14 protein-coding genes are annotated in these 12675 nt (G+C 62.8%); 1 reads left to right on the top strand and 13 read right to left on the bottom strand.

From position 1 onward, the window contains the following. The 11 genes from truB to rimP all read right to left on the bottom strand — a co-directional run. Positions 1-546: tRNA pseudouridine(55) synthase TruB (gene truB / locus EBBID32_RS04960; protein ID WP_037488862.1), on the bottom strand; the 546-nt coding region annotated here is incomplete at its 3' end. A gap of 32 nt (positions 547-578) precedes the next feature. Then, on the bottom strand, positions 579-1157 hold the full coding sequence (locus EBBID32_RS04955) for a thymidine kinase (RefSeq protein ID WP_006951829.1): 579 nt from the start codon (positions 1155-1157) through the stop codon (positions 579-581). A 9-nt stretch (positions 1158-1166) separates the two neighbouring features. Continuing rightward, entirely contained in the window at positions 1167-2072 is a 906-nt protein-coding gene (locus EBBID32_RS04950) for an alpha/beta hydrolase family protein (protein ID WP_037488859.1), read from the bottom strand. Between the two features lie 75 nt (positions 2073-2147). Continuing rightward, positions 2148-2552 carry a 30S ribosome-binding factor RbfA gene (rbfA, locus tag EBBID32_RS04945; protein ID WP_006951826.1) on the bottom strand — a complete coding sequence of 135 codons (405 nt, stop codon included), beginning with the start codon at positions 2550-2552 and terminating at the stop codon, positions 2148-2150. 4 nt (positions 2553-2556) lie between these two features. Beyond that, positions 2557-2931, bottom strand: coding sequence for a helix-turn-helix domain-containing protein (locus tag EBBID32_RS04940; RefSeq protein ID WP_006951825.1), 375 nt, complete (start codon positions 2929-2931; stop codon positions 2557-2559). After that, positions 2928-3152, bottom strand: coding sequence for a type II toxin-antitoxin system RelE family toxin (locus EBBID32_RS04935; protein WP_231382102.1), 225 nt, complete (start codon positions 3150-3152; stop codon positions 2928-2930). Before EBBID32_RS04935 ends, EBBID32_RS04940 begins: the two co-directional genes overlap by 4 nt. 106 nt (positions 3153-3258) lie before the next feature. Continuing rightward, a complete protein-coding gene (infB, locus tag EBBID32_RS04930; protein WP_006951821.1) occupies positions 3259-5868 on the bottom strand; it encodes a translation initiation factor IF-2 in 2610 nt (869 codons plus the stop codon). Between the two features lie 10 nt (positions 5869-5878). Next, entirely contained in the window at positions 5879-6592 is a 714-nt protein-coding gene (locus EBBID32_RS04925) for a DUF448 domain-containing protein (protein ID WP_006951819.1), read from the bottom strand. A 63-nt stretch (positions 6593-6655) separates the two neighbouring features. Beyond that, positions 6656-6892: a tautomerase family protein gene (locus tag EBBID32_RS04920; RefSeq protein ID WP_006951817.1), complete on the bottom strand. Its 237-nt coding sequence runs from the start codon at positions 6890-6892 to the stop codon at positions 6656-6658. A gap of 6 nt (positions 6893-6898) precedes the next feature. Further along, positions 6899-8470 carry a transcription termination factor NusA gene (nusA, locus tag EBBID32_RS04915; RefSeq protein WP_006951814.1) on the bottom strand — a complete coding sequence of 524 codons (1572 nt, stop codon included), beginning with the start codon at positions 8468-8470 and terminating at the stop codon, positions 6899-6901. Between the two features lie 11 nt (positions 8471-8481). Beyond that, complete coding sequence (gene rimP, locus EBBID32_RS04910) at positions 8482-9006, bottom strand: ribosome maturation protein RimP (protein WP_006951812.1); 525 nt, start codon at positions 9004-9006, stop codon at positions 8482-8484. A gap of 245 nt (positions 9007-9251) precedes the next feature. Here rimP and EBBID32_RS04905 point away from each other — a divergent pair, with 245 nt between their 5' ends. Next, positions 9252-10388: a PQQ-dependent sugar dehydrogenase gene (locus EBBID32_RS04905; protein ID WP_037488855.1), complete on the top strand. Its 1137-nt coding sequence runs from the start codon at positions 9252-9254 to the stop codon at positions 10386-10388. Positions 10389-10433: 45 nt separating this feature from the next. On the opposite strand, the gene EBBID32_RS04900 is transcribed toward EBBID32_RS04905, so the two are convergent. Both EBBID32_RS04900 and secG read right to left on the bottom strand, forming a co-directional pair. Then, complete coding sequence (locus EBBID32_RS04900; protein WP_006951809.1) at positions 10434-12065, bottom strand: CTP synthase; 1632 nt, start codon at positions 12063-12065, stop codon at positions 10434-10436. Between the two features lie 91 nt (positions 12066-12156). Then, the gene (secG, locus tag EBBID32_RS04895) at positions 12157-12513 is read right to left on the bottom strand and encodes a preprotein translocase subunit SecG (RefSeq protein ID WP_006951806.1); all 357 of its coding nucleotides are present in this window, start codon (positions 12511-12513) and stop codon (positions 12157-12159) included. Positions 12514-12675: the final 162 nt, after the last annotated feature.

Below are 12675 nucleotides of genomic sequence, written 5' to 3'. Positions count from 1 at the left end.
GCGACCATCCGCCCCCTCTCCAAGCTGCGCTAGCCCGATTTGCGGGCAAGCTAAGCTATCCTCTCCCCCCTGGGGCGAGGAGATTTGCAGGCCATGCACCGTCACGGCGCGCCTCTTCATCTCCACATCCGCCCCGGCCCGCGCCAGATCATAGGCGCGCTGGCCGTCGATCAGGATGGCGCTATAGGCGGGCGGCACCTGTTCGATCGGGCCGGTAAAGCGCGGCAGCACCGCCTCCACCTCCGCCCATGTGGGCCGCACATCGCTGGTCGCGATCACCGCGCCTTCCAGGTCGAGCGTATCGGTCTGCGCCCCGAACGCCACGGTGAAATCATAAATCTTGTCGCTGTCGAGCATCCGCCCGGCCAGCTTCGTCGCCTCCCCCACCGCAATCGGCAGCACCCCGGTCGCCAGCGGATCGAGCGTGCCGCCATGGCCGACCTTGCACTTGCCAGCCCCGCTGTCCCGCAGCGCGCGCTTGACCGCGCTGACTGCCTGGGTCGAGCCAAGTCCGTGCGGTTTGTCGAGGATGATCCAGCCATGCATGGACGCGCGCCTACACGGCAGCAGGGCGCTTGTCAGCCGTCCATCTGTTCCCGATAATGGCGCCGGCAGAGCGCGACATAGCGGTCATTGCCGCCAATCTGCGTCTGCGCGCCATCGCGCACCGCCTGGCCCTGCCCGTCCACGCGCAGGTTCATCGTCGCCTTGCGCCCGCAATCGCACACGGTCTTGATCTCGCTCAGCGTGTCGGCCAGCCCCAACAGATGCGCGCTGCCTTCAAACAATTCCCCGCGAAAATCGGTGCGCAGGCCATAACAGAGGACGGGCACGCCCAGAATGTCGGTAACGCCTGCCAGTTGCCACACCTGATCGCGCGTCAGAAACTGCGCCTCGTCCACCAATATGCAGGATAATGGTGTCGCGTCGTGCTGCGCAGCGATGGCAGCGAACATATCGACAGCCGGATCGAACAGATGCGCCTGCGCCTCCAGCCCGATGCGCGAGTATACCAGCCCCGCGCCATAGCGATCGTCGATCGCCGCGGTCCACAGCATCGTCGCCATGCCGCGCTCACGATAGTTGAAGCTCGATTGCAACAGCGTCGCCGATTTGCCCGCATTCATCGAGCTATAATAGAAATAAAGCTTGGCCATGCGGGACGCTTAACGAATGGTCGGCGCGACGCCAGACAGGAAGCGCACCAGTGCGTCGGCCAGCGCGATCCTTTTGTCGGAAAAACTGTGATCGGTCGGCCAGACCATCAGCCGCGCATTGGGGTTGGCCCCCTGCGCATCCGCCGCAACCTTGCGCGCATCAGCCCCCAATCCCTTTTCCGCGCCAAGAATCGTGAGCGGACGACGGCCATAACCCGCCAGCCGTCGGCCAAGGTCGAACTTGTCGCCATTGCCCTTTATCTCGGCGGTCAGCCTGTCATAGGTCGCGCCGTGCAGCGGCGGCAAATCGCTCTCCACCTCCGCCTTCCACGCTGCTTCACCCTGCGCGGTGGACAGCGCCGCGACGGTCTGCGCCGGGTCCCACGGGTCGATCAGGAACAGTCCCGCAACGCGCGGTTCGGCGGCGGCAATATCCGCCGCCATGAAGCCGCCCATGCTATGTCCCGCCACCACGATGGCGCTGGTGTCGATGCGATATTTGGCAATGGTCGATGCCTGCTGGAGAAACTGGAGCGCGGCAAAGGCGTCGTCGGAGGCATTGCCGAAGGAGAAAGTCCCCGGACTGCCCCAAGAACCGCGATAATGAAGCGTCAGCACATTCCACCCGGCGCGCCGGGCAGCCTGGGCGAGGTCCAGATTCTGCTCATTGCCGGGAAAACCGTGGAGCAGCAGCAGCGTAGGATGCAGCCCTGCCCCGGCGGCGGTGTACATGACCGCGTTCATCGCCCCATCGCCCGACGGCAGAACGAAAGCGTTCATGCCAGCGGGATAGGCCGCGTCCGGCGCGGGATCGCTGCTGACCGCAGGGTGGATGGCCGGGTCTTTTGCGCTAAGAGGTCCGGCGAGCGACAATGCCAGCCCGATTATCCCGATTCCGCGTCCGATCCGATCCATAGCCTGTCCCCGATTTATAGCAAATGAGACGCTACCGGCCCACCGTCACCGTACCACCAACGAGCAGAGATTGGCTCAATCCTCGCCGTCATCATCCTTGACCAGATCCTGCGCGACCTTGGGATCACGCAGCAGCTTGTCGATATGGCTGCCCTCGTCGAAACTGTCGTCGGCCAGGAACTTGATCTTGGCGGCATATTTCAGCCGTGTGCGCGACGCGACCTCGCGCTGGAAATAGGCGGTGTTGGTGCGCAGCGCTTTCAGCACCGCTTCCTCATCCTGCCCCAGCAGCGGCTTGATGAACGCAGTGGCGTGGCGCAGGTCGGACGACATGCGCACTTCGGTGACGCTCACGACATGCTTGGCCAGCACATCGTCATGCACGTCGCCGCGCTGGAGAATGTCGGACAGGATATGACGCACCTGTTCCCCCACGCGGAGCGCACGGACGGACGGGCCTTGAGTTTGTTGTAATGTCATGGGTTCAGCTTTCCGGCGCGATATCTTCAATTGCGACGTTCAGTTCGTCAGCAAGTTTACGCCACAGGGAAAGCCCGCCTGCCTTCTTGCCGTTTTCGACGTTGCTTAAATATGTATGGCTATGACCGACACGGCGACCCAAATCCACAAGCGTGAAATGGCGATGCTTGCGCCAGGCGCGAAGGGGGCTATCGCCCGCCATAATCGCATCCACAACCTGAGCAGGCACATAATCCTCGCCGCCCTCTCTGCGAATCTGTGCATTTTCAGCTGCCAGCAAATCCGCCCTGTCCTCGGCAATATCAACCAGCCGCTGATAATCTTCCATCGGCAGCATGGCGATTTTCTGGCCTGCGATCTCGACAATCTGGGCAGTCATGGGTTCACCTCATAAGCCGATCCGCGGGGCGCGATATCGTCGATCCAGAGGATATTCTGCTCGATGCGAAAAATCACACGCCAGTCCTGCACCCGCACCCGATATTCTGGCCGTCCCTGCAACCGCTTCATATTCGCCGCGAGTGAGCCTGGATCATGCGCCAGTTCCTCGATCTTCTGCCGAATAAGCACCCGCTTGTTGGAGCGGAGCAATGCCCTCATCGCCGTTTTCGAGAAACGAATATCCACATGGAAATGTTACGCTCAGGCACAAGGGGGGTCAATGAATTTAACCAATAGCTAAATTCATTGCCCCTTCCCTTGTCTCTTACAACGTGCGGATGCGTTCCTCGACCTCGAACAGTTCGAGAGTATCGCCAGCCTTGATGTCGTTGGTGTCCTGCAACACAGCGCCACATTCCATGCCGGCGCGCACTTCGGACACATCGTCCTTGAAGCGACGCAGCGAGTGGATGACCGTCTTGGACACGATGACATCGTCGCGGGTGAGGCGCGCGTTCAGCCCCTTGCGGATAACGCCTTCCTTGACCAGAAGCCCCGCCGCTTTGTCCTTCTTGCCCGCAGGGAACACCTGCAACACTTCGGCGCGACCCACGATCGTTTCGATGCGTTCGGGGGCCAGCTGGCCCGCCATTTCGTTACGCACTTCTTCGAGCAGGTCGTAGATCACGTCATAATAGCGCAGCGAGATCTTCTCGCGGATCGCCAGCGGACGCGCCTTGGCATTGGGACGGACGTTGAAGCCGATCAGCGGCGCGCGGCTGGCCGAAGCCAGCGTGACGTCGCTTTCGGTGATCGCGCCGACGCCGGAGCTGAGGATGCGCACCTTGATCTCGTCGGTCGAAATGCGGTTCAGCGCGTTGACGATCGCTTCGACCGAACCCTGCACGTCGCCCCGAATGACCACCGGATATTCGATGACCTTGGTGCTGAGCGCCGAGAACATATTCTCGAAATTGGTCGGCACCGACGCGGTACGCTTGCGGGTAATCTGTTCCTGGCGATAGGCGGCGACCTCGCGGGCGCGTGCCTCATTCTCCACGACCGTCATCTGGTCGCCTGCCATCGGCACGCCCGACAGGCCCAGCACCTCGACCGGGACCGAAGGCCCGGCGAACTTGACCTGCTGGCCCTTGTCATTGACGAGCGCGCGCACCTTGCCGCTTTCCGCGCCGATGACAAAGGTGTCGCCGACCTTGAGCGTACCCTTGCGCACCAGCACAGTGGCCACCGCGCCGCGGCCCTTGTCCAGCTGCGCCTCGATCACATTGCCTTCGGCGGCGCGATCGGGGTTGGCGGTCAGTTCCATGACTTCGGCCTGGAGCAGGATCTTTTCGATCAGCTCGTCCAGACCGGTTTTCTTGAGCGCGGACACCTGAACGTCCTGCACGTCGCCGCCCATATCCTCGACCACGATTTCATGTTCGAGCAGGCGTTCGCGCACCTTTTGCGGGTTGGCTTCGGGCTTGTCGCACTTGTTGATCGCCACGATCATCGGCACCCCGGCGGCCTTGGTATGGTTGATCGCCTCGATCGTCTGCGGCATCAGCCCGTCATCGGCCGCCACCACCAGAATGACGATGTCGGTCACGTTCGCACCGCGTGCGCGCATTTCCGAAAAAGCCTCATGGCCCGGCGTGTCGAGGAAGGTGATGATGTCGCCACCCTTGGTCGTCACCTGATAGGCGCCGATATGCTGGGTGATGCCGCCGCTCTCGCCCGCGACCACATCGGTCCCGCGCAGCGCATCGAGCAGGCTGGTCTTGCCATGATCGACATGGCCCATGATCGTGACGACAGGCGCACGAACCTTGAGCGATTCGACCGGGTCCAGTTCGCCCTCGATCCCGATTTCGACGTCGGCTTCGGACACGCGCTGGATGCGGTGGCCAAATTCCTCGACCAGCAGTTCGGCCGTGTCCTGATCGATCGACTGGTTGAGCGTGACCGCCTGCCCCATCTTGAACAGCGACTTGACCAGATCCGCGCCCTTTTCGGCCATACGGTTGGCCAGTTCCTGCACGGTGATGACTTCTGGTACCACCACGTCGCGCGACTGCTTTTCGCGCGTTTTGGAGCCACCGGCATAATGGGCGCGGCGTTCCTTTTCACGGGCGCGCTTCAATGCAGCAAGGCTGCGGGCGCGCGCGCTGTCATCATCGGCCAGCGCCTTGGTGACGGTCAGCTTGCCAGCCTGGCGACGATTATCCTCGCCCTTCTTCGCGCGTTCGGGCTTGGTCGGTTCGGGACGCTTGACCGGGGTGACCGGGGTGAAGCGGCGCGGCGGCGGCGGCGCGGCGGTGGTCGCGGCGGGCTGTTCGTCCGTCTGGGCGGTCGCAGCCGCGTCAGGCGCAGCAGCCACTTCCTGCGGCGCAGCGGCGGGTGCTTCCACAACCGGCGCAGCTTCGGGTGCCTTGGCTTCCTCGACTACAGGCGCGGACGCCGCAGTTTCGGCGGCCTGGCGATTTTCCTCGGCCCGGCGCTTTTCATTTTCAGCCGCAGCGACACGCTCGGCCGCTTCGCGACGGCGCGCATCCTCCAGCGCATTCATACGGGCTTCTTCCGCCTCGCGCAGCAGCTTGGCCTGCAATTCCTGACGCGACATCAGGCTTTGCGGCGGTGCCTGGCGCGTGGGGGCGGGCTGCTGCGCACGCTGTTGCGGCGGCGGGGCAGCGGGACGCGGAGCGGCAGGTGCAGCGGTGGCCGCTGGCACCGGATCGGGCTGGGGCGCAGCAGCAGGCGCAGCGCCGGTGGCTTCACCAGGCTTGCCCAGGACACGGCGCCGCTTCACCTCAACCACGACCGTATTCTTGCGGCCATGGCTGAACTGCTGCTGCACCTGACCGGATTCCACGGTCCGCTTGATGCCCAGCGGCTTGCGGCCCAGAACCGGCTTGTCTTCCTTGCTGTCACTCATACGACTGAACTTAACCCTTCACTTCATCACCGGCCGGTGCAGGCACCGACGCATCATTCCATGCAATCTCGGCACCCTGCGCAGCGATGGAGTGATCCTCCCCCTGCGCGGGCGCCTCGATAACGCAACCCAGATAGCTTTCCAAGCGGCCCAGGGCCGCACGCAGGCGTGACGCCGCGCGCGAGTCGGTCACCGCAACATGGACGACATTATCGCGCCCCATTGCCATAGATAGGGCATCGCGGTCCACAGGCAAGACGGTGCCTGCAAGATCGCTGCCTTCCGCTTCCTGCCCGACGCGCAGCGCCTGGTCCAGTTTGCGGTTGCCATCGGCCGCCGCATCGGCGGCGTGGAGCAGCAATTTGACCAGCCCCTTGCGGCAGGCCGTGTCGATTTTTTCAGAGCCGGTGAGCAGCATGGAGGCGCGCGCCTCCAGCCCCAGACGGCTGAGCAGATCCTGACGCAGCGCGGTTTCGATCCGTTCGGGCAGGTCCGCCTCGATCTGGAGCGCGCCATCCTTGAAGGAACGCGCAATCGCGCCTTTGAGCTTGCCCTTGGCCAGCGCGGTTTCCAGCTCTGCGCGGCTGACGCCAATCCAGGCGCCCCGCCCCGGTGCCTTGGCCCGGACGTCGGGCAACACCTGACCCTCCGGGCCGATCGCCAGACGGATCAGCGTTTCGGGGTCGGCGCGGTCGCCGGTCAATATGCATTTGCGTTCGGTCATGCGTGCCCCTCCGCCAAAACGGATGGACTGGCAACCCCAACGCTATCGGATAAGCCTAAACGCTCATCGGGGAGTGTCCGCAGCAATGGCGTCCTCCCTAACAGAGGGCGCAGGCGCGCGGTCGGCCAACAGCTGCCCGCCTGCCGCATAATTTTCCAGGCTCAGTTCGGTGATATTGATCTGGACGGCAGCCGCCGGCTTCCCCAGCCGCTCCACGAGCGACTGGGTGATGTCGGCAACCAGCGCGGCTTTCTGCGCGCGCGTTACGGCACCTGCCAGACGGATATCAACGAACGGCATGGCGGATCAGGCTTCCTCATCCTCGAACCAGTGGGCGCGCGCAGCCATGATGATCTCATTGCCCTGCTCGTCCGACAGGCCATAGGACGCCAAAATGCCGCCCTTGTCCTCGGTGGTTTCGGTCTTGCGACGGCGCTGGTCGATGCGCTTCTTCTGCACCAGCTCGTCGGTGGCCAGATCCGCCAGATCGTCCAGCGTCTTGATGCCCGCCTTGCCCAGCGTGACCAGCATCGCTTCGGTCAGATGCGGCATGTCAGCCAGCGCATCCTCGACGCCCAGTGCCTGCCGCTCTTCACGCGAAGCCGCCTCGCGACGCTCCAGCGCTTCCAATGCGCGGTTCTGCAACTCGCCCGCCAGATCGTCGTCAAAGCCTTCGATCGAGGCCAGCTCGTCGATGCTGACATAGGCGACTTCTTCCAGCTCGCCAAAGCCTTCGGCCACCAGCAGCTGCGACAGCGTCTCGTCCACGTCCAGTTCGTTCTGGAACAGTTCGGACCGGGTCACAAATTCCTTCTGGCGCTTCTCGCTGGCGTCGGCTTCGGTCATGATGTCGATCGACTTGCCGGTCAGCTGGCTGGCGAGACGGACATTCTGACCGCGACGACCAATGGCCAGCGACAGCTGATCGTCGGGAACAACGACTTCGATCCGCTCTTCTTCCTCGTCGATCAGCACGCGGCTGACCTGGGCGGGCTGGAGCGCGTTGACCACGAAGGTCGCGGTATCTTCCGACCAGGGGATGATGTCGATCTTTTCGCCCTGCATTTCCTGCACGACGGCCTGCACGCGGCTGCCCTTCATGCCGACGCAGGCGCCGACCGGATCAATGCTCGAATCGCGGCTGATGACGCCGATCTTGGCGCGCGAACCCGGATCGCGGGCGGCGGCCATGATGGTGATGACGCCGTCGTAAATTTCGGGGACTTCCTGCGCGAACAGTTTTTTCATGAACTCAGGATGCGCGCGGCTCAGGAAAATCTGTGGCCCGCGATTTTCGCGGCGCACGTTCAGCACGACCGAACGGATGCGGTCGCCGACGCGGACGACTTCGCGCGGAATCTGCTGGTCGCGGCGGATGACGCCCTCGGCCCGGCCAAGGTTCACGACGACATGGCCGAATTCGACCGACTTGACGACGCCGGTGATGATCTCACCCACGCGGTCCTTGAATTCTTCATGCTGGCGCTCACGCTCGGCGTCGCGGACCTTCTGGAAGATCACCTGCTTGGCCGACTGCGCGTCGATGCGACCCAGATCGATGGGGGGCAGCGGATCGACGATGAAGTCGCCGACGACCGCACCCTTCTGGAGCTTTTCAGCCGCCTTGATATCGACCTGCTTGAAATAATCCTCGACCACATCGACCACTTCGACAACTCTCCACAAACGGAGATCGCCGCTGTCGGGGTCCAGCTTGGCGCGAATGTCATTCTCCGCGCCATAACGCGCACGCGCGGCGCGCTGGATCGCGTCCTCCATCGCCTCGATGACGATCGCCTTGTCGATCATCTTTTCGCTGGCCACCGAATTGGCGATGGCGATCAGTTCGGCCCGGTTGGCGGAAATGGCGTTGGCCATGGAAAGAACCCTTATCCTTCGGTTTCGATATCGTCCGCACCCTCGGCAGAGAGCGGCATGGTAGCATTAATCAGCGCGTCCGTCAGCACCAGCTTGGCGGTGTCGATCAGACCAAAGGGAATGACGACATTCCCGACCTTGGTATCCTTGAAGCCGATATCCTCGCCCTCGACCGCGCCCAGCACGCCCTTGAACGTCTTGCGGTTGTCGATCGCCTCGGTCACCGTGATCCGCGCCTCGAACCCGCCCCATTCGACAAAGTCGTGCAGGCGGGTGAGCGGACGGTCGATCCCCGGCGAACTGACCTCCAGCCGATAGGCTTCCTCGATCGGGTCGGTTTCGTCCAGCAGGTCCGACAGGCGGCGCGAGATCGTCATGCAATCCTCGATCACCAGTTGCCGTGTTTCCCGGCGCTCGGCCATGATCTGAAGCGTGCGCTCATCGCCCGACCCGAACAGCTTCACCCGCACAAGGTCAAAGCCCAAAGCCTTCACCTCCGGTTCGATCAGCGCAGTCAGTGCGGCGATGTCCGCCATGCAATCTCCAGAACAAATATAAGTTTGCCGCCGCCGCAGGCGGTGTGCCTGCGACCCTGACATGTTTGACGATGTAAGGAAGCAAGGGCGATATAGGTCGGGTGCGCAATATCTGCAACATTATTCGTGCCCGTTCATTCTACACCCAATTATCGCGTCCCGTTCGCCCTGAGCTTGTCGAAGGGTCGTTCTTTCTGGAGAAGAAGGGCGGGGCTTCGATACGCCTAGCCCGAACGGAGGATAGAATGCGCAATCCCCTCATAACCGCCCTGCCCCTCATCCTCATCGCCTGTTCGGCCGACAATGCCACCGGCCAGAATGCCGCCGACGCCACGGCTAGGCCGTTCAAGTCCTCCACCATCGCCGATTTCGATTCGCCCTGGGCCATGACTTTCCTGCCGGACGGCCGCACACTGGTGACGGAGAAAGCGGGCGAGATGATCCTGTTCGATCCCAAAAACGGCACCAAAATCCCGGTCGCGGGCATCCCCGCCGTCGACAGCGCAGGTCAGGGCGCGTTGATGGACGTCGTCCTCTCCCCCAGTTTCGCGCAGGACAAAGCCGTCTATTTCAGCTTTTCCGAAAGCCGCGACGGGGTGAAGGGTGTGGCACTGGCCAAGGGCAGCTTCGCGCAAGCCAGCGACGGCACTACGAAGCTCGACGGGGTGCAGGTCATCTTTCGCGCCAGCCCCTATGTCGAGGGGAACGGCCATTATTCCGGCCGCATCGCATTCTCGCCCGACGGCAAATATCTTTTCTTCACCAATGGCGAACGGCAGAAATTCGATCCGGCGCAAGACCCCAAGGCGACATTGGGCAAGGTGCTGCGCCTGAATCTGGACGGCACACCCGCAGCGGGCAATCCCTTGGCCGCGCAGGGCTTTCACCCCGCGGTCTGGTCCTATGGCCATCGCAACCTGCTGGGCATCGCTTTCGACAAGGATGGCCGCCTGTGGGAACAGGAAATGGGACCAAAGGGCGGGGACGAGGTCAACCTCATCAAGCCGGGTCTCAACTATGGCTATCCCAAAGTGTCCAACGGCAGCCATTATGACGGCCGCGCCATTCCCGATCATGCGCCCGGCGACGGATTTGAAGCCCCCAAGGTCAGTTGGAACCCGGTCATCTCGCCGGGTGGCCTGCTCTATTATTCCGGCGATCTCTTCCCGGCGTGGAAAGACTCGCTGTTCATCGGCGGCCTGTCCAGCAAGGCGCTGGTTCGGGTGAAGCTGGACGGCGACAAGGCCAGCAAGGCCGACCAGTGGGACATGGACGCCCGCATCCGCGAGGTCGAGCAAGGCCCGGACGGCGCGCTCTGGGTGCTGGAGGATGGCGACGACGGGTCGCAGGGGCGGTTGTTGAAGCTGACCCCTGCGGAGTGAAACGCCACAAGTTCGTCATGCTGACCCAGCATGACGACAGTATAATTACACCAACCGGCTCTGCTTGACCGCCGCTTCGATAAAGCTGGCGAACAGCGGATGTGGATCGAACGGCTTGGATTTCAGCTCCGGGTGGAACTGCACGCCGACAAACCAGGGATGGTCGGGCCGCTCGACGATTTCGGGCAGCGTGCCGTCGGGCGACATGCCGGAAAAGATGAGGCCGCCCTTTTCCAGTGGTTCGCGATAGCCCGCATTCACCTCATAGCGATGGCGGTGCCGCTCGCTAATCTCGTCCATGCCGTAAATGCCCGCGACCACGCTGTTGCCGGTCAGCTTCGCCGGATAAGCGCCCAGCCGCATCGTGCCGCCCAGATCGGTCTCGGCCGTCCGCTTCTGCAAACCTTCCGCGCTCATCCATTCGGTGATCAGGCCCACGACCGGCTCGGACGTTTCGCCAAATTCGGTGGTGGAGGCCGCCGCGATGCCCGCCGTATTCCGCGCGCCCTCGATGCAGGCCATCTGCATCCCCAGGCAAATGCCGAAGAAGGGCACATTGCGCTCACGCGCAAATTTGACGCTGGCGATCTTGCCTTCGGACCCGCGCACGCCAAAGCCGCCGGGGACCAAAATGCCGTGCATCGGCTCCAGAAAAGCGGCAACATCGTCGCCCTTCTCGAACAGTTCGGCGTCGATCCACTTGATCTTCACCTTCACCCGATTGGCAAAGCCGCCATGGGTCAGCGCTTCGTGCAGCGATTTATAGGCGTCAGGCAGGCCGACATATTTACCCACGACGCCGATCGTGACTTCGCCTTCTGGGTTCTGCTGCCGGTCCATGATATCGTCCCACCGCTCCAGCGACGGCACGGGCGCACCCTCGATACCGAAGGCGCGCAGCACTTCGGCATCCAGACCTTCGGCATGATATTGGGCCGGAACGCCATAGATGCTGCTGGCGTCGAGCGCGGGAATAACCGCTTCCGGGCGCACGTTGCAGAACAGCGCGATCTTGCGCCGTTCGCTTTCGGGCAGCGGATGTTCGCAGCGGCACAGCAATATGTCGGGCTGGATACCCAGCGACGTCAGTTCGCGGACGCTATGCTGGGTCGGCTTGGTCTTAAGCTCTCCCGCCGCCGCGATATAGGGCACCAACGTCACATGGACGAAGATCGACTGGCCGCGATCCAGATCATTATGCAGCTGGCGAATCGCCTCCATGAAGGGCAGCGATTCGATGTCGCCCACGGTCCCGCCAATTTCGCACAGCACGAAATCAATATCGTCGGCATCGGCCAGCGCGAACGCCTTGATCTCGTCGGTGACGTGCGGAATGACCTGCACCGTCGCGCCCAGATAGTCGCCGCGCCGCTCCTTGGTAATGATCGTCTGATAGACGCGGCCCTGCGTCACATTATCGCTTTGACGCGCGGAAACGCCGGTAAAGCGCTCATAATGGCCCAGGTCCAGATCCGTCTCCGCCCCGTCGTCGGTCACATAGACTTCGCCATGCTGATAGGGCGACATCGTGCCGGGATCGACGTTCAGATAGGGGTCGAACTTGCGAATTCGCACGCGATAGCCCCGCGCCTGCAACAGCGCTGCAAGGGATGCGGCCATAAGGCCTTTACCAAGCGAGGAGACCACGCCGCCGGTGATGAAAATATACCGCGTCATGGGAGAAGAGGCCTAGCCTTTCAGAACAACAAAGAGCAAGCGCGCGAATCCACGCACGCTTAAAAAATATTCGGGAATGTCGGTGAACAGTTTAGTTCGCGAGCGGAACCGCGCCGTTGCTGGCAGCATTGGCTGCACCCGCCAGCGGGTCAGCGCTGGTGGCAGGTGCGTTCTGCGTGACCGGTGCCTGCTTCACCAGCGATGTGTCGATATCGCTGGGCGCGTGACGCACCGACGCGATCACCGCCATGACAATGGACAGGGTGACAAAGATCGTCGCCAGCACCGTGGTCGACCGGGTCAGGAAATCCGCCGCGCCCCGCGCCGACATGAAGCCCGCCGGGCTGCCGCCCACGCCCAGCCCGCCGCCTTCCGACTTCTGCATCAGGATGACGGTAACCAGCAGGGCGGCGATGATTGCCTGCACGACGAGAAGGAATGTGAACATGCGACGGGTTCTGTCCGGAAATGGGGTGCGTTGCCGCGCACATAGCGATGAAGCGGCGCGGGGGCAACCATTGCGCGCGGCTGGTTTCAACTTGGGCACCGTGCAGCCAACTCATCCTCCCCCTGATGGGGAGGTGGCTGGCGAAGCCAGACGGAGGGGTGT

Source organism: Sphingobium indicum BiD32 (assembly GCF_000382885.1).
Classification (GTDB): Bacteria; Pseudomonadota; Alphaproteobacteria; order Sphingomonadales; family Sphingomonadaceae; genus Sphingobium; species Sphingobium japonicum_C.
The sequence above is the reverse complement of the archived record's forward strand: the minus strand, read 5'-3'. Positions and strand labels throughout refer to the sequence as shown.

Bases quoted from the DNA above. Each gene is read 5' to 3' on its own strand.
- EBBID32_RS04955 (WP_006951829.1), bottom strand. From the start codon at position 1,157: ATGGCCAAGCTTTATTTCTATTATAGCTCGATGAATGCGGGCAAATCG.
- EBBID32_RS04950 (WP_037488859.1), bottom strand. From the start codon at position 2,072: ATGGATCGGATCGGACGCGGAATCGGGATAATCGGGCTGGCATTGTCG.
- rbfA (WP_006951826.1), bottom strand. From the start codon at position 2,552: ATGACATTACAACAAACTCAAGGCCCGTCCGTCCGTGCGCTCCGCGTG.
- EBBID32_RS04940 (WP_006951825.1), bottom strand. From the start codon at position 2,931: ATGACTGCCCAGATTGTCGAGATCGCAGGCCAGAAAATCGCCATGCTG.
- EBBID32_RS04935 (WP_231382102.1), bottom strand. From the start codon at position 3,152: ATGAGGGCATTGCTCCGCTCCAACAAGCGGGTGCTTATTCGGCAGAAG.
- infB (WP_006951821.1), bottom strand. From the start codon at position 5,868: ATGAGTGACAGCAAGGAAGACAAGCCGGTTCTGGGCCGCAAGCCGCTG.
- EBBID32_RS04925 (WP_006951819.1), bottom strand. From the start codon at position 6,592: ATGACCGAACGCAAATGCATATTGACCGGCGACCGCGCCGACCCCGAA.
- EBBID32_RS04920 (WP_006951817.1), bottom strand. From the start codon at position 6,892: ATGCCGTTCGTTGATATCCGTCTGGCAGGTGCCGTAACGCGCGCGCAG.
- nusA (WP_006951814.1), bottom strand. From the start codon at position 8,470: ATGGCCAACGCCATTTCCGCCAACCGGGCCGAACTGATCGCCATCGCC.
- rimP (WP_006951812.1), bottom strand. From the start codon at position 9,006: ATGGCGGACATCGCCGCACTGACTGCGCTGATCGAACCGGAGGTGAAG.
- EBBID32_RS04905 (WP_037488855.1), top strand. From the start codon at position 9,252: ATGCGCAATCCCCTCATAACCGCCCTGCCCCTCATCCTCATCGCCTGT.
- EBBID32_RS04900 (WP_006951809.1), bottom strand. From the start codon at position 12,065: ATGACGCGGTATATTTTCATCACCGGCGGCGTGGTCTCCTCGCTTGGT.
- secG (WP_006951806.1), bottom strand. From the start codon at position 12,513: ATGTTCACATTCCTTCTCGTCGTGCAGGCAATCATCGCCGCCCTGCTG.